Here is a 26700-nt window from a genome sequence, read left to right as displayed (position 1 = left end):
GATCCCGGCAGGATCCCACCGATGCCGGCCACACCACCGACGGCGGCCCCTCCCGGTCATCCGCCGCGCTGGGCGTGGTGGGTGATCGGCATCGTCGTCCCCGTCATGGGGACGGTGGCCACCCTGGCCGCGACGTCGAACAGGACCGACACCCCGACGGTGGTGGCGGGGGCGCCGTCAACATCGGCCCCCGCCCCGTCACCCTCTCCCTCCCCGCCCTCGTCCCGCAGCCCGATCGGCCCGCTCCCCGGCCAGTCGCCCTCCGCGTCCTGGAGCCCGTCGGGCGCTTCCGGCCCCCTGGAATCGACGGGCCCCGCCGGCTTCCAGGTCCACCAGGGCAAGTGGGGCATCGCACCGCCGGCGTGCGGGGAGACCCTGCTCGTCGACCTCGACGCCGGGGTGTCCACCACCGTGAAGGCGAACACCGGTGCCGGCCCCAACGCGGATCAGACCCAGGGCATCGAGCTGGAGTACCGCCCTTCCGAGGTCCTGTGCAGCACCGGAGCCATCCCGAACTCCATGGAGCTGCGATCGGTGACCGGCCGACAGGTGGGGGTGATCCGACCCGGCCGACCCCAGTCGTTCGAGGAGTGCCGGGCGGCCGCGGGCACCGGCTTCGGACCCGTGGAAGCCGGGAACGGCCGGTGGACGAGCCGGGGCCTGGTGAAGGGGGCCGCCGTGTGCTCCGTCACCGACAGGGGCAACGTGGCGATGGCCGTCTTCGACGACGTCAGCGACGATCCGGAGCTCCCGGTGGTCAGCGGCAAGCTCATCGTCTGGTCCAAGGGCTGAGGGGCGTACGCCGAACGCCGGACCGGCCCGGGACTACCCCCACCATCGCGCCACACCTGCCGGTCCGGGTCCACGGACCCGGTCCGGCCAGCGAAAACGATGCATTGACCACACACCTGATCGGATACGCCTGCGCCGCCTGGGGCCGGTGATCACGGGAGTTATCCACACAAGACCGGCAACCCGGCCGAATCCCCCCTTCATGCCCTGCCGCGACTTCGGAACGATGAGTCCCGCGACTCAGCGGCCGCCGCCACGAGCAGCGGTCGCCCGGCTGCCGAAGCAGAAGAGGGGAACACCCATGTCACCGCGCAGGATCCTCGCGACGATGACCGCCACTGCGGCCCTGATAGCGGGCCCGGTACTGACCGCCGAAGCCTCCACGACGACCGCCTTCTCCCAGCAGACCCGCGCCGCCGGCCTCACGGCCGCACAGACGGCCGAACTCCAGCAGCAGGTGGACGCGTTCCTCACGTCCGAGCCGGGGGCCCGCCAGGTCTCCGCGAACAAGCTGTCCACCGCCGGCGGCAGCGTGGTCCTGCGGGCCCCGGGCCAGACCGAGACCCGCGACCTGGCCGCTCCGGACACCGCACTGGCCTGTAACAACGGCCACCTGTGCATCACGGACGGCAACGGCAACAACTACGACTACTACCGCTGCGGCTACTACGACTTCAACGGCGTCGGCAACGGCACGTTCAACAACAACCAGACCTCCGGCACCCGGGCCCGCTTCTACAACAGCGACAACAGCGAGCGCTGGTCCCACGTGGCGAAGGGCACGGGCACCGCGAACTGGACCCCCGTGTACCACATCCGCCCCTGCTGACACGCTCCGCTGACGAGGCTGCCCGACACCCGCCCCGCGGGGGCCGGGCGGCCTCATTGCCTTGCCGCCGCGAAGCCGAACCACACCACCTTGACGCAGCCCCCCTGCGCCACGGCGGCCCAGTCATCGGCGGTGGCGGCGACGAGCGCGAGCCCCCGCCCGTGGGTGGCCATCAACCCGGCCCCATTTCCGTCCGGCCACCGCTCCGGCGCACAGTCGTAGACGTAGACGGTGACCCGCCCCCCGAGCAGGGCCACCTCGACGGCGATCTCGGGGGTGTCGGTGTGCCGGTGGGCGTTGGTCACCACCTCGGACACACAGAGCCGCGCCCGCTCCCCCACTTCGGCCCCGCAACCGGCACTCCGCAGCACGGCCACCACCCAGTCCCGGACGACCTTGACGGCCTCGGCCCGGCTGGGCGCGACCATCCGGTAGGTGAGTCCCTCCGCCTGTTGTAATGCGCTCGCGTTCATCGTGGTCATCTCCCAACCCAGACGAATCTGACGCCGGTTCCGTACGACCGTGTCCTTGGCCATCCGTTCGCCCCAACAGGGGCGCGGACAGCTGCACTTCGGTCAGCCACCGGCTGTCCCAGCCCTCGGAACGTAGGGCACAACATTGGGACGGCGCAACAGTGGGACGGCCGTAACATCCGTTTGAGTGGACCCCGGACCGGAGCGAGCGGCACACTCGTACCCGGACGAGATGGAGGGGTCATGCCGCCGAGGAGCTATCCGACTGCCCGCCAACGGCGATTGGGCGCCGAGTTGCGCAAGCTGCGCGAGAAGGCCGGTATGAACGGCGCGACCGCAGCGGCCTACTTGGGCGGTGAACGCGCCCAGATCAGCCACATCGAATCAGGTCGCTACGGCGTCAGCGATGAACGCGTGCGCCGCCTGGCCTCCCACTATTCGGCAACCGACAAGCACCTCGTCGACGCGCTGGCGAGCATGGCCGAGGAGCGCGGCAAGGGCTGGTGGGACGAGTACCGGGGGCACCTGTCACCAGGCTTCCTCGACGTGGCCGAACTCGAATTCCACGCCACGTACATCCGCGTCATCCAGATGCTGTACGTCCCGGGCCAGCTCCAGACCGAGGCCTACGCCCGGAGCCTGATCCGCAGCGGCATGTCCGAGCTGCCGGCGAACGAACTGAACACGCGCGTCGAGCACCGGATGAGGCGCCGCGCCATCTTCGACCGCCCCCGCCCCACCCCCTTCGAGGCCTTCATCCACGAAGCCGCCCTTCGCATGCGGTACTGCGACGCGGAGGTCATGCGGGAACAACTCGCCTTCCTGGACAAGGTCTCCCACTGGCCATCGGTCACCGTGCGCCTGATCCCCTTCGACCGGCAGATCACGGGCTCCGTGCATTCGATGCTCTACGCAGGGGGCGCCATCCCGGCGCTCGACACCGTCCAGATCGACAGCGCCTTCGACGGCGGATTCCTGGACGCAGAAGCTCAGCTCGCCAAGTACCGAGGGTTGCTCGAATCCATCGAGTCGATCTCGCTCGGACCGGAAGAGTCGAGAGAACACATTCACCGCATCGCTCAGGAAGTGTGAGTCAAGGCGCATGACCGACGGAATCAAGTGGCAGAAGTCCTCGTTCTCGGGACCGGACGACAACCAGAGCTGCGTTGAGCTGGCGCCCGTCGCCGGCGCGATCAAGATGCGGGAGAGCGACGACCCGCACGTGATCGTGACCACGACGGTGGAGAAGCTGCGCGCCTTCATCCTCGGAGTCAAGGCCGGCGAGTTCGATCACCTGATCTGACGAAACTCAACCGTCAGCACCCCTCATCCCCGCCGGTGAGGGGCGCTCGGCATGCGCCGGTGCAACTTTGGGACGTCGCACCATTGCGACGGTCGCCTCCGTGACGCTACCGTCGCTGTACGTCACGGACGCCGCCCGCCAGGCGACACTCCGTGCCGAAACTCCCGCCCACTATGCGCCAGTTGACGGGAGGCGTCACCGTCGTCCCCTCCCGCCGCTCGTCACGGTCCGGAGGGGGCGACCCTCAGCGACGGCAGGAGAGCCGTACATGCCCGCGCGACCCCTCCCCCTGGACCACACCGTGGCAATCCGCACCGGATATTGGTTCGAGGCCCTCTGCTACCGCGACGCCCGCGACCGGCCCCCCGAACTCCTCGACCGCGCCATGCTGGACACCCCCGAAGAGGCCGTCCGCCTGATCCGCCTCCAGATCCGCACCGCGCACCCGTTCGCCCTCTCCCCCACGGAAGTGCACCGCGCCCTGAACTGGGCCGACGGCGGCGGCCGCATCCACGCCCTGGCCGCCCTCCACCGCGGCGAAACCGCCGGATTCAGCATCGTCCTGCGCGGCGGCCTGCGCCCCGAATGGCGCGTCCGCCCGGTCGACTACCTCTCCCTCACCCCGACCCCCACGGGAACCATTCGCATTTGTGTTCGCGTCACTTGACGAGTAGACAAGGATGCTCGCGAACACAGCCCGACTTCGGGGGACGGGGTAGAAGTGGCCGACCACGTACCGATCAATCCGTGCACGATCCCGCAGTTCACGGGTGACCTGGACCTGCTGGAACAGGACCACGCGGCGATCACGGCAGCCGCGGGCACCTTCCGCGACGCGGGCTCGAACGTGGACTCCGAGTTCCAGGGCCTGTCCGCGTTCTACGCCGCCCCGGAAGCGGCCCAGCTCTTCGCGACGACCAAGCCGGTGAAGACGGACAGCGACTTCTTCGCCGACCAGCTCGAATCGGCGGCGAAGGCCCTGGGCGAGTACGTCACCGAGGCCCGCCCCATCGTCGCCCGCCTGAAGGAACTCCAGGCGAAGGCGACGACCTTCACCAGCAAGATCAGCGGGGATGAGCACTGGAAGGACGACGGGGACAAGATCGACGAGAACAACGATCTGATCCACGACGTCAACGCCGCCGCCGAGGCGTTCTGGGCCGCCGAACGCACCTGCGCGAACAAGATCCGTGCCCTGTACTGCGCGCCGCCGCTGACCGTCAACGACGGTTCCAACGGCGCGAACATGTACGGCTACAAGGCCGACGACCTGAACAAGGTCCAGGACCTGCCCTGGGGCTCCCAGCTGGAGGAGACCCACCGGGCGTGGGAGATCGGCTACTGGGCCAAGTCCTTCGTGTGGGACGGCATCATCGTCGACGGGATCTGGGGCACCATCCGCGGCCTCGGCACCCTCGTCGGCGTGGACGGCTGGGACGCGGCCGGCCAGGCCTGGACCGGCCTCGCCAAGCTCGCCACGGGCCTGGCGATCACCTCCATCCCCGGTGTCGGCACGGCGTTCTGGATGGCGGACGACAAGCAGCTCCCGGGCTGGCTGAAGGACTCCCGCACGGCGATGAAGGAGACCGGCAAGGCCCTGGTCGCCTGGGACGAGTGGGGCAAGAACCCCGCCCGCGCGGCGGGTGCGGTCACCTTCAACGTCCTCACGACCGTTTTCACCGGTGGCGCGGGCACCGCCGCGAAGACCGGTGCGGTCGCGAAGGTCCTCTCGGTGGCCGGCAAGACCGGCCGTCTGATCGACCCGATCACCTACATCGGCAAGGCCGGCTCCCTCGCGAAGCTGAAGATCGGCGACCTGTTCGCCAACCTCGGCAAGGTCGACGGCGCGTTCCCGAAGATCGACGACGTCGTGTGGAAGGACCTCCCGAAGGCCGACGCTCCCGGGGTCAAGTTCCCGCACCCGGACGACACCGTCCAGCTCACCGACGACGCGCTCGGCCGTCCGCAGTACTTCGACAAGGTCACCAACCAGCTCCTGGACCACAAGGGCCTCCCGAAGCAGGACCTCACCTCCGTCCCCAAGGGCCCCGACCACCCCCTGGCCGAAGTCCCGGTGCGCCAGGAAGTCCCGGTCGGCGTCGGCGGCCGTACGGCGGACGTCACCTCCCACACCCCGGGCGGCCCGGCCACCCACACGCCGGGCGGCACCGCGACCCACCACACGCCGGGCGGCACCGCGGACAACATGCCGCACAACAGCCACACCGAACCCGGCGGCGGCACCGGCGGCCGGGGCACCACCGACACCACCCCCACCGGCGGCGGTATCCCCCACCAGGGCGGCGGCATCCCCGACAACCTCGGGCACGACCCGGCCCACGGCACCGGCGGCGCCGGCCACGGCGGCGGCGGCGACCACGGGACCGGCAACGGCGGCGGTGGCGGGCACGGGACCGGCGGGGACGGCCCGACGACGCCCGGCCACGGCGAGCGCCCGGAGCTCCCGCCGCACCGCGACAACCCGCACGACTACACGACCGCCGAGCGCAAGCAGATCATGGAGTACCAGGTCCACCGGGCCAACGATCCGACCGACGGGTACCGCAAGCAGTACTACAACAAGCTCGGCCACCGCCTGCGGGTCGTCGGCGACCACACCGGGCTCGTCCCGCCGCAGCTGGTCGAGGTCTCGCCGGGCAAGTGGGTCCCGAAGTCCGAGCTGCCGCCGCCGGTCCCCCCGAACTACCTGGACGACGCGCAGCCGATCGCGCACGACCACCCCACGGTCACCAAGGAGATGACCGAGAAACTCGACAAGGCCGCCAAGGAACGCTGGGACGCCATGCAGGCGGACAAGCAGCCGCACACGGACTACAGGGACGCCAAGGCGGCCCACAAGGCCGCGCCCACTGACGAGACCCTCGCCGCCATGGAACGGGCCAGGGCCGACCACAAGCCCTTCCACGACGCGCTCTCGAAGAAGAGCGAGGCGTTCGGCGAAATCATCGCCCGCGAGCACGCGATACCGAAGGAGTTCCCGGGCGCCAAGGAGGAGAAGGTCTACGGCCCGGCGAACGGCAACGACCAGTTCGACCAGGTCTACAAGCACGGCGACCGGTACGTGGTGGTCGAGGCCAAGGGCAACGTCAACACCGAGCTCGGCGAACGGCGCATCGGCGCCGACCGGGTGTCCCAGGGCACACGCGCGTACTTCAAGGACATCCTCAAGCAGATGGAGAAGCGCGCCAAGAAGGACCCGCTGGAGAAGGCGCTCTTCGACAAGCTCGACGCGGCCTTCAAGGCAGGCAAGATCGATTATGTGGTGGTCAAGGGCGCCGACAACAGCGGAACGTACACCGGCCATACGATCCAACGGTTCGACATCAGCAAGTGACAGGGGAAGACATGACGGTCATCGTGGAAAGCCACACCGGCCCCGAACCTGAGAGCGCGGACTGGGTCAGGAGCCAGGACGAGCGATTGGTCGCGAACATCGAGGAGCTCTCCGTACTCCCGAGCGAACTCGACCGGGTCTGGGAGCAGGCCGACCTGCACGTCCAGTCCCGGACCCTGGTCGACCCGACGGCTGCCGAGCTGACCACGTGGGAGACCGTGGTCGACGCGGCGCAGCTGGGCTCGGCGCTCTTCCGTACGGCGGGGATGACCGAGGGCACGGCGCAGTGCCGCATCCACCACGCCGTGCGCACCCTGCCCGCGACGGGACCGAACCATGCCGCGCGCTCCTCGGCGTGGCTCCAGGCGTTCTGGTACGCGATCATCACGCGCGACCAGCCGCGCATGACGGAGCTGTGCGAGCTGCCGATCGACGTCCTGCGCGCTGCGGGCGCGGACCACGACGACTTCCTCTACCACTGGGTCGCCACCCTCCAGGCGTACTGGCTGAAGCGCCCCGAGCTGGTGGAGGAGCTGACGGCCACGTTCGACCGCTCGCATCCGGACGTCGCCGTGATCGCGGGCCGCGAGTACATCCAGCACATCGCGTACCCCCCGATCAACCTCTTCTACAAGTTCCTCCGCAAGGACGAGGAGGGCTTCCACACGGCACTGGTCGAAGCCCTGGAACTCCACAAGCGGTACTGGACGGCCACGCCGGAACGCGCCGAGGACATCGAGGGCCGGGTACCGGTCGCGGTCCTCGCCGTCGCCTGCCTCGCCTACGACGGCGGCATCTCGGTGAACGTGCAGTCCCAGTACCTGCCCGAGCACCTGCTGAAGCGCTCCTGGCTGGGCGAGTTCGAGGTCTGAGTCGCGGTGACCGTCTTCGTCGCCGGCCATGCGGAGCCGAGGCCCACCAGCGCGGCCTGGGTCAATGGAATCACCGAGGACCTGATCGAGGACCTCGACGCCCTCTCTCCATCACCCCGGAAGCTCAGGTCGGCCTGGCGCGACGCCACCTTCAACGTCGCGGCCCGGTTCAGCGTGGACCCGCAGGCCGCCGAGCTGGGTACGTGGGAGGCCGTGGTCGCGGCGGCGCAGCTGGGATCCGCGCTGTTCCGCACGGCAGGGATGGCCGGGGGAACCACCGGGGTACGCATCCACCACGCGATGCGCACCCTGCCGGCGGCGGGGCCCTCGTGGGACGCGAACGCAGAGGCATGGACCGAGGCGTTCTGGTACGCGATCATCACCCGCGACCAGCCGCGCATGACGGAGCTGTGCGAGCTCCCGATCGACGTCCTGCGCGCTGCGGGCGCGGACCACGACGACTACCTCTACCACTGGGTCGCCACCCTCCAGGCCTACTGGCTCAAGCGCCCCGAACTGGTCCCGGAACTGACCCTGACCTTCCAGCGCTCCCACCCGGACGTCGCGCTGATCGCGGACCGGGAGTACATCCAGCAGGTCGCCTACCCGCCGATCAACCTCTTCTACAAGTTCCTCCGCAAGGACGAGGAAGGCTTCCACACCACGCTGCTCGAAGCCCTGAAACTCCACAAGCGGTACTGGACGGCCACCCCCGAACGCGCCAACGACATCGACGGCCTCGTTCCGACCGGGATCCTCGCCGTCGCCTGCCTCGCCCACGACGGCGGCATCCCCGTCAACGTCGAGTCCCCGTATCTCCCCGAGCACCTCCTCAAGCGCTCCTGGCTCGGCGAGTTCGAGGTCTGATGCCCACGGACCACCCGGACGTCCAGGAATGGCACGACGGCAACCACCAGAACGCCTGCGGCCTCGCGGACATGCTCGGAGTAGCCCCCGACACGTACGCAGCCGACCCGCTGACCCTGATCCCGCGCCTCCAGAACTACGTGGACCGGGCCCCGCTCGACGAGTTCGAGCAGTCGGATTGGATCACGCTCCACTGCGACCTCGTCGCGTTCCTCGCGGACGTGATGATCCGGCACCACGGTGGCACCGCCTGGCGCATCGCCGACGGTCCCGGACACCCGCGCGGGTACGGCTACGTACTCGAAGCCCACGGCCAGGACGGCAACGTCCACCGCCTGGATCCCCATGCCGTGATCACGGGCGAATTCCGCGAACCGCCCATCGAGATCGTCAGGATGATCGCGACCGCGGAATACCATCTGCACCTGTGCCCTGAATTCCTGCGCGCGGAATGGGAGACCGGGATTCCACCGACGCCGATGCTCGCCGCCGTCATGGCGGAGCTGCAAGACCTCGAAGACCCGAAGATCCGCGCCGTGAACGAGCGCCACGGCGACGACCACGCCGTCAACCTCACCAAGCTGCGTGCCCTCGCCAAGCGCCTCAAGACGCAGCAGGACCTCGCCCGCGAGCTCTGGGCCACGGGCAACAGCGCCGCCCGCCTCCTCGCGATCCTGATCTGCCGCCCGAAGGCGTACGACTCCTCCGACCTGGACACCATGCTGCGCGGTGCCCGCACCCCCAAGGTGCACGACTGGCTCGTCGGCTACGTCGTCAAGAAGAGCCCGCACGCCGAGGAGCTGCGCCTGACGTGGTTCGCCGACCCGGACCCGGTGGTCGCGAGCGCCGGCTGGGCGCTGACGACGGACCGGGTGGCGAAGAAGCCCGAGGGACTCGACCTCCCGGGCCTCCTCGACACCATCGAGACGCAGATGAAGGACGCCCCGGACCGCCTCCAGTGGGCGATGAACCACTGCCTCGCCCAGATCGGCATCGAGCACCCCGCCCTCCGCGCCCGCGCGATCGCCATCGGCGAGCGCCTGGAGGTACTGAAGGACTACCCGACCTCCCCGGGCTGCACCTCCCCCTTCGCCCCCGTCTGGATCAACGAGATGGTCCGCCGGGCCTCAGCCTGACGCATCAAGCTCGTCGAGGGCGCGTACGAGCGGCCGCCGCAGCGCCACCGCGACGGGGCGGGGGTCCGTCCGGCTGTACTCGCCCAGCGCCCCACGGGCGGCTGCGACCGCCAACCCCGCATCCGCACCACTCAGGGTCTCGAGGATGGAACACTCATGTACCCACCTGGCGTCAAATTCCTTCCGGGAGGCCTGTCTTGATCGCCAGCACGCCTGTCGCACGATGGTCCTGGAGTGATTTCAGGGACGAGACAGACCAGTGAACCGGGTGCTATAAGGAGCCTGCGCTACTCGCGCTGGAGTGACAGCCCCACCCCCGCCGCGTACGCCGCCAGGCCCTCCGACCCCGTCGCGCCCGCCCAGGCCACGTAGCCGTCCGGGCGGATGAGGAACACGCCGTCGCCGTACGCCTCGTAGGCGGGGATGCGGACCGTACGGGCGCCACGCCAGGGGCCGGACTCGGCGGTGCCGACCGTCAGCAGGGTCCAGTGCGGGCCGCGGAAGGCGTCGAAGAGGCGGGTGCCGCCCCGGCGGCCGTCCGGGGCGCGGTCGCCTGCGCGGAGGGCGTCCGCCGGGAGGCCGGGGCGGGTTTCCGCCGCCAGGGAGGAGTCCCGGTAGCCCAGGCCGAGCTGTCGGGTGGCCGCGCCGCGGCTCGCCTCGCCGCGGTGGATGCGGGTCGACAGGCCGAGCATCTCGGCGGCGACCGGGAGGCGTTCCTCCTCGTACGTGGCGAGGAGGGCCTCGGGGGCCGCCCCGCGCAGCACGGCCGCCAGCTTCCAGCCCAGGTTGTACGCGTCCTGCACGCTGGTGTTGAGCCCCTGCCCGCCCGCCGGCGAGTGGACGTGCGCCGCGTCGCCGACGAGGAAGATCCGCCCCTCCCGGAACCGGTCGGCCATCGCCGCGCGCGGCCGGAAGTCCGACGCCCAGCGGACTTCGGTGACGGCGTCCGCGGAGATGTGCGTACGGGCGGCGATCAGGTTGCGGATCGCGGACGAGGAGAGGTCCATGGGGGCGTCGGACTGCGGGAGTCCGGCCGTCACCTGGAAGTCCTCCGTGCCGGCCAGCGGGCAGATCGCGAGGAAGCCCGCGTCGCCGTCGGCCGGCGGGAAGACGTGCCAGTTGTCGCGGTCGAGGCCGGTGATGCGTACGTCGGCCACCAGCATCGGCGCCGGGTCGACGGTCTCCCCCGTCATGCGGATGCCGAGCGCCCGCCGCACCGTGGAGCGCCCGCCGTCGGCGGCGACCGCGTACCGCGCCCGTACCGGGGCGCCCGAGGCGAACTCGGCGGTCACCCCGCCCGCGTCCTGCGCGATGCCGACCAGCTCCCGGCCGAAGGCGACCTCGCCGCCCAGTTCCACCAGCCGGGCCAGCAGGATCTCCTGGGTGCGCCACTGGGGGACCATCCACGGCTCGGCGTAGGGGGCGCCCTCGTCGGCCGTCCCGGTCTCGTCGGCGTCGAGGATCGCGTGCTCGCCCACCCGCTTCCCGTCCTGCCAGATCATCCCGACCGGGTACGGGCCGCCCGCCGCGCGGACCGCGTCGTACACGCCGAGGTCGTCGAAGACCTCCAGCGTGCGCGGCTGGACGCCCTTGCCGCGCGAGCCGGGGAAGAGGCCGGCGGAGCGTTCGACGACGAGTGCGCCGACGCCCCGGCGGGCGAGGTCCACGGCGAGTGCGAGGCCGGCCGGACCGGCGCCGACGATCAGTACGTCCACGTTCATCACACTTCCCCTTAACGCTGTTAAGTAACTGACTCCCCGAGAGTGCACTTAACGCTGTTAAGCTGTCAAGCGTGGCTACCCGCAGATCCCCCAAGCTGGACAAGAAGCAGGCCGTCGAGACCTCCCTCCGCCTGCTGAACGACCTCGGCCTCGACGGCCTCAGCCTGCGCGCCATCGCCAAGGAGCTCGACGTCCAGGCACCCGCCCTGTACTGGCACTTCAAGAACAAGCAGGAGCTCCTCGACGAGATGGCGACGGAGATGTACCGCCGGATGGCCGCCGACGCCGCCCTCCCCCCGGACCTCCCCTGGCAGGACCGCCTCCTCGCCGCCAACCGCGCCCTGCGCGCCGCCCTGCTCCGCTACCGCGACGGCGCGAAGGTCTTCAGCGGCTCCCGCTTCACCGGCACCGAGCACGCCACCCAGATGGAGGCGCACCTGACCGCCCTCACCGCCGCCGGGTTCACGCTCCCCCAGGCCGTCCGCGCCACCACCACCGCGTACTTCTTCACCCTCGGCTTCGTCACCGAGGAACAGGGCGTCGAACCGCTCCCCGGCGAACGCCGCGAGGGCTACGACGTCGCCGAACGCGCCGAACGCCTCGCCGAGTTCCCCCTGTCCGCCGAGGCCGGAGCCGACCTCTTCCAGGACTACGACCAGGGCTTCGAGGAAGGCCTGCGGCTCGTGATCGCCGGCATCGAAGCCCGGTACACCGGCCACGGAGCCGCCTGATGACCGGACGCGCCTACGGCTTCCTCGTCGCCGCCCGACCCGACCCGGCCGCCCTCGGCCCGATACTCGACGCCGTCTTCGCCGCCGGCGAGGGCGCCGTCGAGGTCGGGCCCGAGGGGGAGGCCGACGGCTGGCGGTGGGACACCCCGGTCCAGTGCGCGATCCTGTGGTTCGAGCCGTTGAACATCTCCTGCCAGCTCAACGTGTACGCCGGCCCGGCCGTCCCCGATCCGCCGTCCGCCGAGACCGTCGCGCGGGCCCTGGCCCGGGGCTTGGGCACGGCCGTACTGATCGACCACGCGACCCTGCCGTGGATCTACCACGCCTTCACTCCCGGCGGCGGGTCCACCTACGCCAGCGTCGACGACCTGGACGGCGACGACCTCCCCGCACTCCGCGTCACCGCCACCCAGGCCGGCGTGGCGGCCTTCCCCGACGCCTCCGTACGCGGGCTGACCGAGCTGGTCCGGACCGTGCCCTTCGCACCCCCGGGCACCGACCCCCGCCTGTGGGCCTGGACCGACCTGATCGGCCGCATCGAAGCCGGGTGGGCTCCGCTGCGCTGGTACGGGGCCGACATGTACGCGGAGGACCTGGACGCCCGGGACGCCCTGAGCGGCAGCGACCTGGAGGGCGATCCCCGCCTCGAAGCCCTCGACGCCCGCTTCCGGGCCGTCACCGTCGACGACGGCGGCCACGAACTCGGCTCCGACCCGGCGACCGCGCCCTGGTACCGGCTCCGGCGGCCCGCCGTACTGCCGTGGCGGGTGCTGCTGCCCGCAGACCCGGAGGCGGCGGGGTGGCTGTGGAAGTGGGTCGAGGACGGCGCCGAGGGCAAGCCCGGCGGAACCGACATGACGGACCTCGACCTCAGCGGCGCCGGCCTGAACGGGGCCGACTTCTCCTCGTCCCTGTTCTGCGGCACCGGGCTGGCCGGCGCCCGCCTGGTCGGCACCTGCTTCTACCGCACCCATCTCCAGGGCGCCGACCTGTCAGGGGCCGACGCCACCGGCGCCTGCTTCGTACGGGCCGAAATGGACGGCGCCGTCCTGCGCGGCACCGTCCTCGACGGCGCCGACCTCGTACGGGCCGAGCTGTACGGGGCCGACGCGCGCGGAGCGAGCCTGCGCGGCGCCCGCATCCTGGGGGCGGGCCTCCACGGCGCCGACCTGCGCGGGGCCGACCTCAGCGGCGCGGTGCTCCAGGAGAACGGCTTCCAGGTGACGCTGGACGACGCCACCCTCGTGGCGGGCCTGACCGGCACCGTGTTCGGTCCGGCGGAACACGTGGCGGCGGACGGCACCCGCGCCGCCCTCGCCGGGGCCGGCCTGGAGGACTGGATCCGGGCGCGCGGAGGCGACGTACGGGTGATCCCCCCACGGGGCCGGCCCTGACTCAGCGCAGCAGCACCGGCAGGGTGCGCAGCCCCCGGTGGCGCGGGTTGCGCCACCACAGCGGGCGGGCGCCGGGCGCGGCCGGGCGCAGCGCCGGATAGCGGGCGAGCAGCGCCCCGAAGGCGATCTCGGCCTGTAGCCGGGCCAGGGGCGCTCCGAGGCAGTGGTGGATGCCGTGCCCGAAGGCCAGGTGGCCGGCGGTGGGGCGGGAGGAGTCGAAGCGGTCCGGGTCGGCGAAGACGGCGGGGTCCCGGTTGGCCGACAGCATCGAGATCTGCACGAACTCCCCGGCGGGGACGGTGGTGGTGCCGATGGTCACGGGCTGCGTGGTGTAGCGCATGGTGGCGATGGAGAACGGGCTCTCGTGGCGCAGCACCTCCTCGATGAACGGCCCCGTCCGGGCGGCCGGGTCGGCGCGCAGCGCGGCCAGTTCGCGGGGGTGGGTGAGGAGGACGCGGACGCCGTTGGAGATGAGGTTGGCGGTGGTCTGGTGGCCGGCCGCCACCAGCAGGAACCCCATCGAGGTGATCTCCTGCTCGCCGAGCCGGTCGCCCTCGTCGCGGGCCGCGATCAGCGCGGTCAGCAGGTCGTCGCCGGGGTGGGCGCGCTTGTGGTCGATGAGGGCCCGGATGTGCCCCACCAGGGCCTCGGCGGTGTCGACGGAGACCTCCCCGTCGCCCTCCTCGCCACTGAGAGTGGCGGCCCAGGCCTTGAGGATGCCCTCGGCGCCCTCGGTCGCGCCGAGCAGGTCGAAGACCACGGCGAGCGGCAGCGGCACGGCGAAGTCCCGCACCAGGTCGACGGCGGGTCCGTGCCCGTCCATCTCGTCCAGCAGCCGTACGACGTGCCCCTCGATCACCGGCCGCAGGGCGGCGACCCGCCGTGCCGTGAACGCCTGCTGGACCAGGCGGCGCAGCCGGGTGTGGGCGGGCGGGTCGGAGTTGAGCATGTGCGCGGTCAGCGCCCGGCCCGGCCCGGGCCCCTCCTCGGAGCCGTCGCGGCGGTCGAAGACCTCGGTGGCGGCGTTCTTGCTCAGCCGCGGGTCGGCGAGCGCGGCCCGGCACTCGGCGTGCCCGGTGACCACCCACCCCTCCAACGGCGCCTCCCCGAGGATCCGCACCCGGTGCGCCCCGCCGTCGAGCTCGCGCCAGCGCCGGCAGTCGGAGTGCGGGTCGTCGAAGAAGGAGACGGGCACCTCCTCAACGCCCACGCCGCACCGCCCCCCTGACCACCCGTACGTCCTCCACCCCGAGCAGCCCGACCAGTGGCACCTTCGCCCTGCGTTGCGCGGGGTCGACCACCAGCCCGGCGCCCCTGACCAGGTCCAGCAGCAGTTCGGCGAGCGGCATGACCATGTGCCGGCCCCAGCAGCGCTCGGAGGAGTGCCCGAAGGGCAGGTAGCCGGGGGCGGTGTCGGGATCGAGTTGGTCCCACCGTTCGGGCCGGAACGCGTCGGGGTCCTCCCACAGCACGGGGTCCCGGTGGGACAGCAGGGGCAGCACGAGTACGTCGTCCAGGTCGCCGATGCGCGCGTCGAGGGCCGGGTACTCGGGGGAGGCGTAGCGCAGGATGTTCCAGGAGGGCGGCAGCAGCCGGGCGGCCTCGTGGAGGATGCCGCGGTCGGAGGTGCCCTCGTCGAAGGGGGAGCCGAGCCAGAGGGCGTTGGCGACGAGGGTGGACACGGTGAAGCAGACGGGCGCGGCGGCCCTCCGGTAGATCCCCATCGCGTAGCGCCGGTCGTGGTACCCACCGGCTTCCGCGAACAGCCGCGCAATTCCGCTGGACTCCGCACCCGCCTTCTTCCGCCGGGGAATGGCGGCTCCGGCGGCTATGACCGACCAGGTGAGTTTCGGGGTGAGCTCCAGATTGCGGCTCATGAGAATGCGCAGCCGGCGCGGGTCGCTGCCGAGAATGAGATCCCGCAAGAACAAATGCCCGGTGAGCGGCCAGCTCCCGGCGAGATCGACGCTCCTCACCAACGGCCTCTCCAGCGCCTCCCGTACGTCCTTCCCGATGACGCGCATGACCGCCGCGGCCTCGTTGCGCTCGATGGAGCGGCCGTGCAGGGGCTTGAAGGTGGGCCGTTCGGTCTCGGTGGCGCGGCGCGCTGCGAGGATCCGGTCGGCCAGCTCGTGGCCTGCGACGCCCATGGTGTCGGGCTCCAGCCGGAAGGCGTCCTTGCCGGCGTGCTCGCGCAGCAGGGCGGCCAGCCGGGGCGCGAACTCCGTGGTCCGCGCGGCCTGAACGGAGGCGATGGACATACGGGAAAACTCCGATGCAGCCGTCGGTCGGGGCCTCGGTACCGCCCCGGCCGCCGGGCGGCCGGGGCGGGTCTGCCGGTCTAGTACCAGAAGTACCAGGCGCTCTTCTTGAGGCTCTTCTGACCGGAAACAGCGTTACGGATGGCGAAAAGCATCTTCATCGCCGTACCCCCTCTCCCAATCCATGGCTTGTGGCCGAATCAAAGGATTACGGAACCCCACCGGAGGCGTACCGGCGAGGGCCCGTTGAGAATGCGCCGCCACCGTAGGCACTCCGCCGACCCCAAAACAACGCCCCCCTGCTCTTTATGTACGCTCCTACCAACCCCACCCCCCAATTCCGGCCGCCCACCCCCGAGTTCGCGCCGATCTCCCTCCGGGACGAAACCCCCCGACGACCTTCCCCCTCCGCCTCGCCCCACTCCCCCGGCCGGACCCACCCGCCCCCGCGTGTCGAGCTTGTGTTCCCAGCAGCTCGCCGGTAGACAGGGCTCCGCTTGTAGATCGATCTGCCGTGGGGCGGACAGCTGTGGCGGACCACATACCGATCAATCCGTGCACGATCCCTCAGTTCACGGGTGACCTGGACGCGTTGGAGCAGGACCGCACGGCCATCGCCGCGGCCGCATCCACCCTCCGCGACACCGGCGCGAACGTCGACAACACGTTCCAGGGCCTCGCCTCCTTCTACTCCGCACCCGAAGCCGCCCAGCTCTTCGCCACCACCCACCGGGTTCAGACGGAAAGCGACCACTTCGCCGACCAGCTGGAGACAGCCGCCCAGGCACTCGGCGAATTCGCCACCGAAGCACGCCCCATCGTGGCCCGCCTCAAACAACTCCAGGCACAGGCAACGGCCTTCACCAACAAGATCCAGGGCGACGCCCACTGGAAGGACGACGGCAAGAAGACCGACGAGAACAACGACCTGATCCACGACGTCAACGCCGCAGCCGAAGCCTTCTGGGCCGCCGAACGCACCTGCGCCAGCAAGATCCGCGCCCTGTGCGGCCTGCCCCCGCTCACCGTCGACGACGGCACCCACGCCGACGGCATGTACGGCTACCGCGCCACCGACCTCAACAAGGTCCAGGACCTCCCCTGGGGCTCACAACTGGAGCAGTCCCACCGCTGGTACGACGTCGGCCACTGGGCCAAGTCCTTCATCTGGGACGGCGTCATCATGGACGGCATCGTCGGCACCGTCCGCGGCCTGGGCACCCTCGTCGGCGTCGACGGCGCGGACGCCGCCGGCCAGGCATGGACCGGCCTCGCCAAACTCGCCACCGGCCTCGCCCTCACCACCTATCCCGGCACGGGCTTCGTCTTCTGGAACGCCGACGACAAGGCCATGCCCGCCTGGCTCCGCGACTCCCGCAACGCCATGAAGGAAACCGGCAAAGCCCTCGTCGCCTGGGACCAATGGAGCAAGAACCCCGCCCGCGCCGCAGGCGCCGTCACCTTCAACGTCCTCACCACCGTGTTCTCCGGCGGCGTCGGCACCGGAGCCAAAACCGGCGCCATCGCCAAGACCATCAGCGTCGCAGGCAAAGCCGGACGCCTCATCGACCCCATGACCTACGTCGGCCAAGCCGCAGGCAAAGCCGGCTCCCTCGCCTTCAGCAAACTCAAGATCGGCGAACTCCTCGCCAACATCGGCAAAGCCGACGGCACCTTCCCGAAAGTCGACGACGTCGTCTGGAACGACCTCCCCAAAGCCGACGCCCCCGGCATCAACTTCCCCCACCCCAACGACACGGCCCGCCTCCCCGACGACGCCCTCGGCCGCCCCCAGTACCTCGACAAGGTCACCAACCAGCTCCTCGACCACAAAGGTCTCCCCAAACAAGACCTCACCGCCATCCCCAAGGGCTCAGGCCACCCCCTGACTGAGGTCCCCAGGCACCAGGAGGTCCCCATCGGCGTCGGCGCCCACACGGCGGACGTCACCTCCCACACTCCGGGCGGCACGGCCGCCCACACCCCGGGTGGCGGCACGACCCACACCCCGGGCGGCACCGCCGACAACATGCCGCACAACAGCCACACCGAACCCAGCGGCAACAGCACGACCCCCGGCCACGGAGGCACCGACACCACCCCCACCGGCGGTGGAGCGACACACACCGACACCCCCTCCACCGGCGGCCACGGCGACAGCCCGAGCACGGGTGGAGGACACGGCCCCGGCGACGGGCCGGGGATCCCGCACCAAGACAGCCATGGCGGACACGACGGTCCTGCTGGTGAGCCTCTCTCTGACGGCACCCCGGCGGGGAGCAACGGCCATCCCCGCGATTCCGCAGGCGATAACGCCGGGGCGAGCGACGAAGCCGCCCCGCACGAGGTCCCATCCACGCACCCGGACCCGGTAGTCCAACGCCACGTCGACATGGCGAACAACGACCTCGAGTGGCGCCGCCAGCACTACAAGAAGAACGCTCGCCGCCTGAGCGCGGAAGGAACAGACGAGCTGGGCAACCCTCTGAGCATGCTCCGCATGACGGGTGATCCCGCACGACCTTTCACCGCAGCAACCCAACAGTTCATAAACCCCACCTACTTGGGGCCTAGGATCCCCGGCGACGTTTCGACCGTTCACCCTGATTACCTTGAAGGGCTTCACCAACGAGCGGCTGACCGCAGCACGGCCATCGACATCGACACCGCGGCCGAGCGAGCCAAACTGGCCGCAATGAAAGAATACGACAACTCCCGGACGCCAGAGAATAAACTCGCCGCAGAGGAAGCCGTCCAGAAATACAAGAAGACGCACACGGCAATGGGTGACGCCGGTGAAAATCTTGGCGAAGATGCCGCCGAATTCCACGCGATGCGCGATATCGACCCCCACGCGGACCGACTGGATGACGGGACGCGCGGAGCTCATCGGTTCGACCAGATCTGGCAGACATCCGATGGCCGTTACATCGTCATAGAAGCCAAGGCTTCACCCACAACACACCTTGGCAGCCGCATACTTCCTGACGGAATATTCCGAGCAAGGCAGGGAACGCCTCAATACTTCGACGAAACAATTCTACAGATGCACGGGCGAGGGGAAAGCAGTCTGGCCCGAAAACTAGTCCTAGCTCGCCGAAATTTGAAGCTGGATTATATCGAAGTCAGAGCCAATCCAATCGACGGTCGCTACAATGGGTATTACAAGAGATTTTTCGATATCGGCAGAGGGTGATCAATGTGACCGTGCTCGTCCCCCGGCATGAGCTGCCCGACGGGCTGGAAGGCCGTGCTGAGGAGCTTGACGAGAGCACTGCGGAGAACGTCGAGTGGCTGGAGTCGTCGCCCGCGGGTTTCAGGCTGGCCTTCGGTACGGCACTGCTCGCAGCGTTCACGCACTGCGGCGAGGACCCCCGCGCAGCCAGCCTGCCGACTTGGGAGGCATGGGTCACGGCCACCCAGGTCGGCTCCGCGCTCTTCGCCACCTCGACCGCAACGACCGGCACGGTGAAGTGCCGTATCGCGGACGAGGTTCGGACCATCCCGGCGACCGGTCCCCAGTACCACAGCAACCCAGAGAACTGGCTCAATGCCTTCTGGCTAGCGATCGCCTGTGGGGAGCCGGAGCGGATGACTGCACTGGCCCAGGTCCCTCTGGAGCTCCTGCGGGGCTCAGGCGCCGACTACGACGAGTACATCTACTCATGGATCTCGACCCTGCAAACCTGGTGGCTGCGTGCCGGTGATCTGGGCGGGCTACTGAGTGCCGCGTTCGACGGTACCGCTCCGGAGGGGCTTGAGGAGGGCGAGCGGGATCTCGTACTGCGGATCATCTACCCCCCGATGAACCTCTTCCTGCGCTACATCACCGGAGACCACGTGCGCTTCAACGAGGCCCTCGCCGATGCGCTCCGGTGGCACAAGGAGTACTGGACGCATGTGGACGGAGGTACTAACACCGGCCACTGCAGCAGCTTCGTCGCCCTCGGCCCCCTCGCCATGGCCTGCCTGGCCCGCGATGCGGGATTCCCCCTGACCGTCGAGTCCGAATACTTGCCAAAGCACCTCATCGCGCGTAGCTGGGTCGGTGAATTCGACACCCTGAGCACCTAGGGCACAGCGGAACTCATGTTGGACCTCAGCTCAAGTGCCTCAAGATGCGAAGATCCTCCATCCGCCGATGGAGCTGCTCCACCGCCTCGTCCGCGAGGACCACGATGGTTTCGACAGGGCGCTGCCGGACGCCCTCCAGCGGCACAAGGAGTACTGGAGCGACGAGGACCGCGCCCCGCACGGATCCGGTCTCGTCGCGCTCGCCCCGCTGGCCATGGCCCGCCTCGCCTACGACTCGGGCTTCCCCGTCGAGGTCCGGTCGGAGTACCTGCTGGAACGCTGCCGGGTCGGCGAGTTCGCCACCTGACGACGTACTACGCCAGGCGGACCGCCCCCGACGCGTCCGGCCTGATCGGCTCCGGGTCGGTGTTCTCGTAGAACCGGAGGGTGCCGAGCGGTGTGCCGGGGGTGGTGAGGTGCGGGGTCAGGGCCTCCAGGAACTGTTCCGCGTCCGGGAGGTTCTCGGTGTGGATCTCCTGGCGGGCCGTGAGGGTCCAACCGGTCGGGGTGCGGGTGAGGTGCGCGGTGCACTCGCCGCCCACTCGGTACGCCGGGCCGCGCTCCGCCAGCACCTTGAAGGGCGGGGGTATGTACGCGTCCAGGTCCTCGTCGTAGTGGCCGGCGTCCGCGGCGTACGGCTCCATGTGGTCGCGGATCAGCGCCAACACCGGCTCCGTGGTGGAGGCGTCGAGGTCCAGTGCGAGTTCGAGGGCATGGAGGTCGGCCATGGGCCGAGCCTACGCAACGGTGGAACCTGCGGGTGGCGGCGTGCTTTCGTGCACGCCCCGAGCGCGGCACGGCAGCCGCCACCCCACGACCCGCACTCGTCAAGGCACAGGACCCTTGGCGTCCCCTCGCGACGAATCGCTCACCACCAGGGTGATCAACAGGTGACGAACCGTCAACACCTCGTTAGAGGTACACGCGCGGTTCCCTCATCAGTCCACAATTTTTCGGCGTCTGCTCTGGAGCCTCCGGCACGCCGGCCGCCGCCCGGTCGATCTCGCACCAGATGCGCTTGCCCGCGCCCTCGCGCTGCCAGCCCCACCGGTCCGCGAGACCGTCCACCAGCTCCAGGCCGCGCCCGCCGGTGTCCTCCCCGCCGGCCTGCCGGCGGGCCGGGGCGCGGTCGCTGGTGTCGGCCACCTCGACCCGTACCCCCGGGCCGCCGAGGAGCATCCGCAGCACGGCCGGACAGCCCGTGTGCACGACCGCGTTCGTGACCAGCTCGGAGATCAGCAGGAGCAGCGTCTCGGCGAGCGGTTCGTCGTCCCCCATCCCCGAGCCCGCCAGCCGGGACCGCGCCCATCGGCGCGCCCGGCCGACCTCGGCGGGGTCGGGTCCTACCTCAAGCTGTACCTGAAGCACCTGCACCGCTCACACCATCCGAACCGGCGGACACTTCGCCTCGCGACAGGATGGGATCACCGACTGTGATCCCCGTGCCGAGCAGCATGGTTGACATACAGTCACCAAAACAAGCGCTTCGGGCATATTCCAGCGCGAAGGAGTAGGCGTGGTGCATACTGTGCGACGCTCACGCCGCTCAACCGCTCGCATCGTGGGAGCGTATCGCGGCACGCCCCCGCGTCCGGGCCGCATCGAGCTGGGCGAAGGACACAAACCGATATCAACTCTCTGTAATCGGACATGCGTCCCGCGCCGTCCCCGCCGTGCCCCTCCCGCGCCTGCCCGTAACACCCCGCTACGGCGCCGACGACTCCGCCAGCAGCGCCTCCGCGAGCAGTTCCTCCGCCCGCTCCGCCGTGCGCCACTGCTCCGCCCGCACCCAAGCGCGCTTCAAGTGCAGGTGGACGTCCGCCTCCCACGTGAAGCCCATTCCCCCGTGCACCTGGAGGCAGTCCCGGGCCCCCCGCACCGCCGACCCGTCCGCGAGCAGCTTGGCGGCGGCGATCTCGGCGGGGTCACCGGTGACCGCCGCCGCGTAGACCGCGGTACGGGCCACCTCGGCCCGCACCAGCATCCGCGAGCACAGGTGCTTGACGGCCTGGAAGCCCCCGATGGGCTGCCCGAACTGCTCGCGCTGCCCCGCGTACCGCACCGCCAGCTCCACCGTCCGCAGCGCGCTCCCGACCTGGAGCGCCGCCGTCAGCAGCGCCCCCACGTCCCGGTATCCGGGAGGGACCGGCTCCCCGGAGGCCCGCCACAGCGGGGTCAGCGGGTCCGCCGAGCGCACCGGCACCCCGGCCGGGACCTCCGGCATCCCCAGCACGGCGTCCGCCTCCCCCAGGTGGGCCACCAGCGGCCCGTCCAGGTCGAAGGCCGTCACCACCGCCGAGCCCGAAGCCGCCCCCGGGACCACTCCGGCGGCCAGGTGGGTGGCCACCAGCGGCCCGGGCAGCAGCACCCGCCCGGCCTCCTCGAAGACGAGCACCGCCTCCGGCAGGCCGAGGCCCACCCCGCCCTCGGACTCCGGCAGCCGGAGGGAGAAGAAGCCCGCCCCGCCCAGCTCCCGCCAGAGCCGCCGGTCCACGGCCCGCCCGTGCGACACCGAGTCCCGCAGCGCCTCGCGCCCGTACCGCCCGGCGAGGAGGTCCCGGATGCCCGCCCGCACGTCCCGCTGGTCCTGCGTCAGCCGGAAGTCCACGGCCGCTCACCGCCCCTTCGGGAGGCCGAGGATCCGCTCGGCCACGATGTCGTGCTGGATCTGGGAGGTGCCCGCCGCGATGGTGTACGAGAGCGAGGAGAGCCGCTCCGCCGTCCACTCCTCCTCCAGGGACAGGGACTCCGCGCCCAGGACCGCCGCGGCCGCCTCGTACAGCTCCTGCCGCGCGTGCGAGTACGCCAGCTTGAAGACGCTGCCGCCCGTGCCCGGGACGCCGCCCGAGCCCTGTGACTCGCTGACGTTCCACTGCGTCAGCCTCCACAGGGCCCCGAACTCCCCGTAGAGCCGGCCCAGCCACCGGCGCAGCGCCGGGTCGTCCCAGCGGCCGTTCGCCTTCGCGGCCCGGGCCAGCGCGCCCAGCGTCCGCCGGCAGGCGACGACCTCGCCGACGAAGGCGGTGCCGCGCTCGAAGGACAGGGTCACCATCGTGACCCGCCAGCCGTCGTTCTCGGCGCCGACCCGGTTGGCGACCGGCACCCGGACCTCGTCCAGGAACACCTCCGCGAACTCCGCCGACCCGGCCAGGGTGCGCAGCGGCCGGACCGTGACGCCGGGCTCGTCCATCGGCATCGCCAGCCAGGAGATCCCCCGGTGCTTGGGCGCGGCCGGGTCGGTGCGCACCAGCAGCTCGCACCAGTCGGCGACCTCGGCGTGCGAGGTCCAGATCTTGGAGCCGGTGACCACGTACGCGTCCCCGTCGCGCACCGCCCGCGTGCGCAGCGAGGCCAGGTCGGAGCCGGCCCCGGGCTCGCTGAAGCCCTGGCACCACACCTCCTCCCCGCGCAGCACGGGCGGCAGCCAGCGCGCCCGCTGCTCGGCGGTGCCCTCGGCGGCGATGGTCGGTCCCGCGTGCAGCAGGCCGACGAAGTTCGCGCCGACGTACGGGGCTCCCGCGCGCTCGGTCTCCTCCAGGAAGATCAGGTGCTGGGTCGGGGTGGCGCCGCGCCCGCCGGCGTCGACGGGCCAGTGCAGGCCCGCGTACCCGGCGTCGTACAGCCTGCGCTGCCAGCCCAGGTCGTACGCGCGCCGGCCGGGCCAGTCGTCGGGCGAGGGCCTGGCGGGCAGCTCGGGCAGCACCTTGCCGAGCCATTCGCGCAGCCGGGCGCGGAAGTCCTGCTCCTCCTCGGTGTGGGAGAGGTCCATGTCAGACCAGGTCCAGGCCGAGCATGCGGATGGCGTTGCCGCGCATCAGCTTGTGGACCGTCTCCTCGTCGAGGCCCTTGACGTGGTCGAGGGCGACCTCCTTGGTGTGCGGGAAGGTCGAGTCGACGTGCGGGTAGTCGGTCTCGAAGGTGGCGTTGTCGCGGCCGACGACGTCCAGCGAGGCGATGCCGTGCTTGTCGCGGAAGAAGCAGCAGAAGATCTGCCGGTAGTAGTACGTGGACGGCGGCTCGGGGATGAGGTCGCGGACCCCGCCCCAGGCGCGGTGCTCCTGCCAGACGTCGTCCGCGCGCTCCAGGGCGTACGGGATCCAGCCCATCTGGCCCTCGCTGTAGGCGAGTTTGAGCGTCGGGAACTTCACCAGCACCCCGCTGAAGAGGAAGTCCATCATCGAGGCCATGGCGTTGTTGAAGCTCAGCGAGGCCTGGACGGCGGGCGGCGCGTCGGGGGAGGCGGCGGGCATCTGGGAGGAGGACCCGATGTGCATGTTGACGACCGTGCCGGTCTCCTGGCAGACGGCGAAGAAGGGGTCCCAGTACCCGGAGTGGATGGACGGCAGCCCGAGGTGGGTCGGGATCTCGGAGAAGGTGACGGCCCTGACCCCGCGGGCGGCGTTGCGGCGGATCTCGGCGACTGCGAGGCCGATGTCCCAGAGCGGGATGATGCACAGCGGGATCAGCCGGCCGCCGCTGTCGCCGCACCACTCCTCGACCATCCAGTCGTTGTACGCGCGCACGCAGGCCAGGGCCACTTCCTTGTCGTGCGCCTCGGCGAAGGTCTGCCCGCAGAAGCGCGGGAAGGTCGGGAAGCACAGGGAGGCCTCGACGTGGTTGAGGTCCATGTCGAGGAGCCGCGCCTTGGGGTCCCAGCAGCCGCGGCGCATCTCCTCGCGGGTGATGCCCTCCAGGGTCATGTCGTCGCGGTCGAAGCCGACGGCGGCGATGTTGCGCTTGTACGGGAACTTCAGGTCCTCGTAGATCCACCAGTCGGTCGGCGGGCCGTCGGGGTCCATGGAGATCACGTACTTTCCGCCGGTGTACTCCAGCCCCCCGATCCCGGCGGTGAGGGCCTTCGGGCCGCGGTCGCGGTACTTCGCGGGCAGCCACACGTCGAAGAGGTGGGCGGGCTCGATCACGTGGTCGTCGACGCTGATGATCCGAGGCAGTTCCAGTGCCATGCGCTCGCGCTCCTTCTCCCCAATCTGATGCATCGTCAGAAACAAGCTAGCCCCGCCACCCCTGGACCGACAAGCGCCGGAGCCCTACGCTCTGCCCTTGATCTGACTCACCGTCAGCTGGCACCCGGCCGGCACGCCCAGGGGAGGTCCGCGATGACGACCACGGAAACGGCGGCGACGGACGACCCGACGGCCCTCGCCACGGAGCTCGGCCGGTCCGCGACCCTGTGGGAGCTGATCGCCCGCCGCGCGGCCCTCACCCCCGGCACCACGGTCCTCATCGAGGCCGCCGAGCAGCCCGCCACCGAACAGGGCGCCGCCGACCGCACGCTCACCTTCGGCGCCCTGCGCGACCGCGCCGAACGCGTCGCGGCGGGCCTGTACGCCATGGGCGTACGCCCCGGCACCGTCGTCGCCTGGCAGCTCCCGACCCGCATCGAGACCGTCCTGCTCTCGGCCGCCCTCGCCCGGCTCGGCGCCGTCCAGTCCCCCGTGATCCCCTTCTACCGCGACCGCGAGGTCGGCTTCGCGCTGCGCGAGTCCAAGGCGGAGTTCTTCGCCGTCCCCGGCTTCTGGCGCGGCTTCGACCACACCGCGATGGCCCACCGGCTCGGCGCCCGCGGGGTCTTCGAGGCGTACGCGAACCTCCCCGACGGCGACCCGGCCGTACTGCCCCCGCCGCCCGCCGACGGCACCTCCGTGCGCTGGATCTACTGGACCTCCGGCACCACCTCCGACCCCAAGGGCGTCCTGCACACCGACCGCTCCCTCATCGCCGGCGGCTCCTGCCTCGCCCACGCCCTGCGCCTGACCCCGGCCGACGTCGGCTCGATGGCCTTCCCGTACGCGCACATAGCCGGGCCGGACTACACGGTGATGCTGCTGCTGTACGGGTTCCCGGCGGTGCTCTTCGAGAAGTTCGCGATGCCAGACGCCCTCGCGGGCTACCGCCGCCACGGAGTCACCGTCGCCGGCGGCTCCACCGCCTTCTACTCCATGTTCCTCGCCGAGCAGCGCAAGGCCCCCGGCACGCCACTGCTCCCGAGCCTGCGGCTGCTGGCGGGCGGCGGCGCCCCCAAGCCCCCGGAGATCTACCACGCGGTGGTGCGCGAGCTGGGCTGCCAGCTCACCCACGGCTACGGCATGACCGAGGTCCCGATGATCACCATGGGGTCCCCCGACGACACCCCGGAGAACCTCGCCACCACCGAGGGCCGCCCCCCGCAGGGCATGTCCATCCGCATCACCACCCCCGACGGCACCCCCCTGCCCGACGGCACCGACGGCGAGGTCCGGCTGCGCGGCGAGGCCGTCTGCCAGGGCTACCTGAACCGGCCGGACACCGGCGACGAGACCTTCGACGCCGACGGCTACCTGATCACCGGCGACCTCGGCCACCTCACCGGATCCGGCCACCTGGTCCTCACCGGACGCAGCAAGGACGTGATCATCCGCAAGGGCGAGAACATATCGGCGAAGGAGATCGAGGACCTCCTCCACCAGCTCCCCGGCGTCGCCGACGCCGCCGTCATCGGCCTGCCGGACGAGGAGCGCGGCGAGCGCGTCTGCGCCGTCGTCGAGCAGCCCCCCGGCGCCGCCCCCCTCACCCTGCCCCAGGTCACCGCGTACCTGCGCGCCCAGGGACTCTCCCCGCACAAGCTGCCCGAGCAGCTGGAACTGGTCGACGCCCTGCCCCGCAACGACGCCCTGCGCAAGGTGCTGAAGTACCGGCTGCGCGAGCGCTACAGCTGAACCCGAGCCCGCCCCGAGCGGAGGCTGACACCAAGGTGTCAGGCCGCTTGGTGCCGGTCCGGAAACCTTCCCCGGCCCCTGGCGGACCAGCAGGATGGTGCTCACCGGAACGGCGGCGGGAACGAAACCCGAAGCCGGGGCCACCGGGGCGAACCGCCCCCGGAAGCCCGGTCAAC

At 70.7% G+C, this 26700-nt stretch carries 25 protein-coding genes; 15 read left to right on the top strand and 10 right to left on the bottom strand.

Translation table 11 applies throughout. The features are described 5' to 3' along the window. Nucleotides 1-21 precede the first annotated feature (21 nt). Both ACZ7IF_RS19355 and ACZ7IF_RS19350 read left to right on the top strand, forming a co-directional pair. Nucleotides 22-792, top strand: coding sequence for a hypothetical protein (locus ACZ7IF_RS19355; protein WP_470972650.1), 771 nt, complete (start codon nucleotides 22-24; stop codon nucleotides 790-792). A 328-nt stretch (nucleotides 793-1120) separates the two neighbouring features. Next, nucleotides 1121-1621, top strand: coding sequence for a hypothetical protein (locus ACZ7IF_RS19350; protein WP_470972648.1), 501 nt, complete (start codon nucleotides 1121-1123; stop codon nucleotides 1619-1621). A gap of 53 nt (nucleotides 1622-1674) precedes the next feature. On the opposite strand, the gene ACZ7IF_RS19345 is transcribed toward ACZ7IF_RS19350, so the two are convergent. Continuing rightward, entirely contained in the window at nucleotides 1675-2103 is a 429-nt protein-coding gene (locus ACZ7IF_RS19345; RefSeq protein WP_470972646.1) for an ATP-binding protein, read from the bottom strand. A 234-nt stretch (nucleotides 2104-2337) separates the two neighbouring features. Between ACZ7IF_RS19345 and ACZ7IF_RS19340 the strand changes: the two genes are divergently transcribed. The 7 genes from ACZ7IF_RS19340 (at nucleotide 2338) to ACZ7IF_RS19310 (ending at nucleotide 9627) form a co-directional block, all read left to right on the top strand. Beyond that, entirely contained in the window at nucleotides 2338-3186 is an 849-nt protein-coding gene (locus tag ACZ7IF_RS19340) for a helix-turn-helix domain-containing protein (RefSeq protein ID WP_470972644.1), read from the top strand. A 10-nt stretch (nucleotides 3187-3196) separates the two neighbouring features. Further along, entirely contained in the window at nucleotides 3197-3397 is a 201-nt protein-coding gene (locus ACZ7IF_RS19335) for a DUF397 domain-containing protein (protein ID WP_125813976.1), read from the top strand. A 268-nt stretch (nucleotides 3398-3665) separates the two neighbouring features. Beyond that, nucleotides 3666-4064, top strand: a complete 399-nt coding sequence (locus ACZ7IF_RS19330; protein WP_470972642.1) for a hypothetical protein — start codon at nucleotides 3666-3668, stop codon at nucleotides 4062-4064. Nucleotides 4065-4118: 54 nt separating this feature from the next. After that, nucleotides 4119-6752, top strand: coding sequence for a hypothetical protein (locus tag ACZ7IF_RS19325; protein ID WP_470972640.1), 2634 nt, complete (start codon nucleotides 4119-4121; stop codon nucleotides 6750-6752). 11 nt (nucleotides 6753-6763) lie between these two features. Continuing rightward, the gene (locus ACZ7IF_RS19320) at nucleotides 6764-7624 is read left to right on the top strand and encodes an immunity 49 family protein (protein ID WP_470972638.1); all 861 of its coding nucleotides are present in this window, start codon (nucleotides 6764-6766) and stop codon (nucleotides 7622-7624) included. Between the two features lie 6 nt (nucleotides 7625-7630). Continuing rightward, on the top strand, nucleotides 7631-8491 hold the full coding sequence (locus ACZ7IF_RS19315; RefSeq protein ID WP_470972636.1) for an immunity 49 family protein: 861 nt from the start codon (nucleotides 7631-7633) through the stop codon (nucleotides 8489-8491). A 479-nt stretch (nucleotides 8492-8970) separates the two neighbouring features. Continuing rightward, complete coding sequence (locus ACZ7IF_RS19310; protein ID WP_470972932.1) at nucleotides 8971-9627, top strand: DNA alkylation repair protein; 657 nt, start codon at nucleotides 8971-8973, stop codon at nucleotides 9625-9627. A gap of 287 nt (nucleotides 9628-9914) precedes the next feature. Here ACZ7IF_RS19310 and ACZ7IF_RS19305 read toward each other — a convergent pair whose 3' ends face one another. Beyond that, nucleotides 9915-11348, bottom strand: a complete 1434-nt coding sequence (locus ACZ7IF_RS19305) for an FAD-dependent monooxygenase (protein ID WP_470972634.1) — start codon at nucleotides 11346-11348, stop codon at nucleotides 9915-9917. 71 nt (nucleotides 11349-11419) lie between these two features. On the opposite strand from ACZ7IF_RS19305, the gene ACZ7IF_RS19300 reads away from it, so the two are divergent. Continuing rightward, the gene (locus tag ACZ7IF_RS19300; protein ID WP_470972631.1) at nucleotides 11420-12079 is read left to right on the top strand and encodes a TetR/AcrR family transcriptional regulator; all 660 of its coding nucleotides are present in this window, start codon (nucleotides 11420-11422) and stop codon (nucleotides 12077-12079) included. Further along, a complete protein-coding gene (locus ACZ7IF_RS19295; protein ID WP_470972629.1) occupies nucleotides 12079-13473 on the top strand; it encodes a pentapeptide repeat-containing protein in 1395 nt (464 codons plus the stop codon). Before ACZ7IF_RS19300 ends, ACZ7IF_RS19295 begins: the two co-directional genes overlap by 1 nt. 1 nt (nucleotide 13474) lies before the next feature. Here ACZ7IF_RS19295 and ACZ7IF_RS19290 read toward each other — a convergent pair whose 3' ends face one another. The 3 genes from ACZ7IF_RS19290 to ACZ7IF_RS19280 form a co-directional block, all read right to left on the bottom strand. Then, a complete protein-coding gene (locus tag ACZ7IF_RS19290; protein ID WP_470972627.1) occupies nucleotides 13475-14683 on the bottom strand; it encodes a cytochrome P450 family protein in 1209 nt (402 codons plus the stop codon). After that, nucleotides 14673-15734 carry a cytochrome P450 gene (locus tag ACZ7IF_RS19285; protein ID WP_470972625.1) on the bottom strand — a complete coding sequence of 354 codons (1062 nt, stop codon included), beginning with the start codon at nucleotides 15732-15734 and terminating at the stop codon, nucleotides 14673-14675. Before ACZ7IF_RS19285 ends, ACZ7IF_RS19290 begins: the two co-directional genes overlap by 11 nt. Nucleotides 15735-15814: 80 nt before the next feature. Continuing rightward, nucleotides 15815-15889 (bottom strand): tryptorubin family RiPP precursor, encoded by a 75-nt coding sequence (locus ACZ7IF_RS19280; RefSeq protein WP_350325497.1) that lies wholly within the window; start codon nucleotides 15887-15889, stop codon nucleotides 15815-15817. A 374-nt stretch (nucleotides 15890-16263) separates the two neighbouring features. On the opposite strand from ACZ7IF_RS19280, the gene ACZ7IF_RS19275 reads away from it, so the two are divergent. Genes ACZ7IF_RS19275 through ACZ7IF_RS19265 form a run of 3 tightly spaced genes read left to right on the top strand, consistent with a single transcriptional unit; the run spans nucleotide 16264 to nucleotide 20115 of the window. Further along, the gene (locus tag ACZ7IF_RS19275) at nucleotides 16264-18930 is read left to right on the top strand and encodes a hypothetical protein (protein WP_470972623.1); all 2667 of its coding nucleotides are present in this window, start codon (nucleotides 16264-16266) and stop codon (nucleotides 18928-18930) included. Between the two features lie 5 nt (nucleotides 18931-18935). Next, nucleotides 18936-19808 carry an immunity 49 family protein gene (locus ACZ7IF_RS19270; RefSeq protein WP_470972621.1) on the top strand — a complete coding sequence of 291 codons (873 nt, stop codon included), beginning with the start codon at nucleotides 18936-18938 and terminating at the stop codon, nucleotides 19806-19808. Nucleotides 19809-19842: 34 nt separating this feature from the next. Then, nucleotides 19843-20115: an immunity 49 family protein gene (locus tag ACZ7IF_RS19265; RefSeq protein ID WP_470972619.1), complete on the top strand. Its 273-nt coding sequence runs from the start codon at nucleotides 19843-19845 to the stop codon at nucleotides 20113-20115. A 7-nt stretch (nucleotides 20116-20122) separates the two neighbouring features. On the opposite strand, the gene ACZ7IF_RS19260 is transcribed toward ACZ7IF_RS19265, so the two are convergent. From ACZ7IF_RS19260 to ACZ7IF_RS19240, 5 genes are all read right to left on the bottom strand, one after another. Then, on the bottom strand, nucleotides 20123-20536 hold the full coding sequence (locus tag ACZ7IF_RS19260) for a hypothetical protein (RefSeq protein WP_470972617.1): 414 nt from the start codon (nucleotides 20534-20536) through the stop codon (nucleotides 20123-20125). A 184-nt stretch (nucleotides 20537-20720) separates the two neighbouring features. Then, nucleotides 20721-21182: an ATP-binding protein gene (locus ACZ7IF_RS19255; protein WP_470972615.1), complete on the bottom strand. Its 462-nt coding sequence runs from the start codon at nucleotides 21180-21182 to the stop codon at nucleotides 20721-20723. 331 nt (nucleotides 21183-21513) lie between these two features. Next, nucleotides 21514-22416, bottom strand: coding sequence for an acyl-CoA dehydrogenase family protein (locus ACZ7IF_RS19250; protein WP_470972613.1), 903 nt, complete (start codon nucleotides 22414-22416; stop codon nucleotides 21514-21516). Nucleotides 22417-22422: 6 nt separating this feature from the next. Further along, nucleotides 22423-23577 carry an acyl-CoA dehydrogenase family protein gene (locus ACZ7IF_RS19245; RefSeq protein ID WP_470972610.1) on the bottom strand — a complete coding sequence of 385 codons (1155 nt, stop codon included), beginning with the start codon at nucleotides 23575-23577 and terminating at the stop codon, nucleotides 22423-22425. A gap of 1 nt (nucleotide 23578) precedes the next feature. Beyond that, nucleotides 23579-24772, bottom strand: a complete 1194-nt coding sequence (locus ACZ7IF_RS19240) for an amidohydrolase family protein (RefSeq protein WP_470972608.1) — start codon at nucleotides 24770-24772, stop codon at nucleotides 23579-23581. Nucleotides 24773-24925: 153 nt separating this feature from the next. Between ACZ7IF_RS19240 and ACZ7IF_RS19235 the strand changes: the two genes are divergently transcribed. Then, nucleotides 24926-26524 carry a class I adenylate-forming enzyme family protein gene (locus tag ACZ7IF_RS19235; RefSeq protein WP_470972605.1) on the top strand — a complete coding sequence of 533 codons (1599 nt, stop codon included), beginning with the start codon at nucleotides 24926-24928 and terminating at the stop codon, nucleotides 26522-26524. Nucleotides 26525-26700: the final 176 nt, after the last annotated feature.

This window comes from Streptomyces sp. NPDC037421, assembly GCF_055602105.1.
This window is presented reverse-complemented; position numbering and strand designations above follow the sequence as displayed.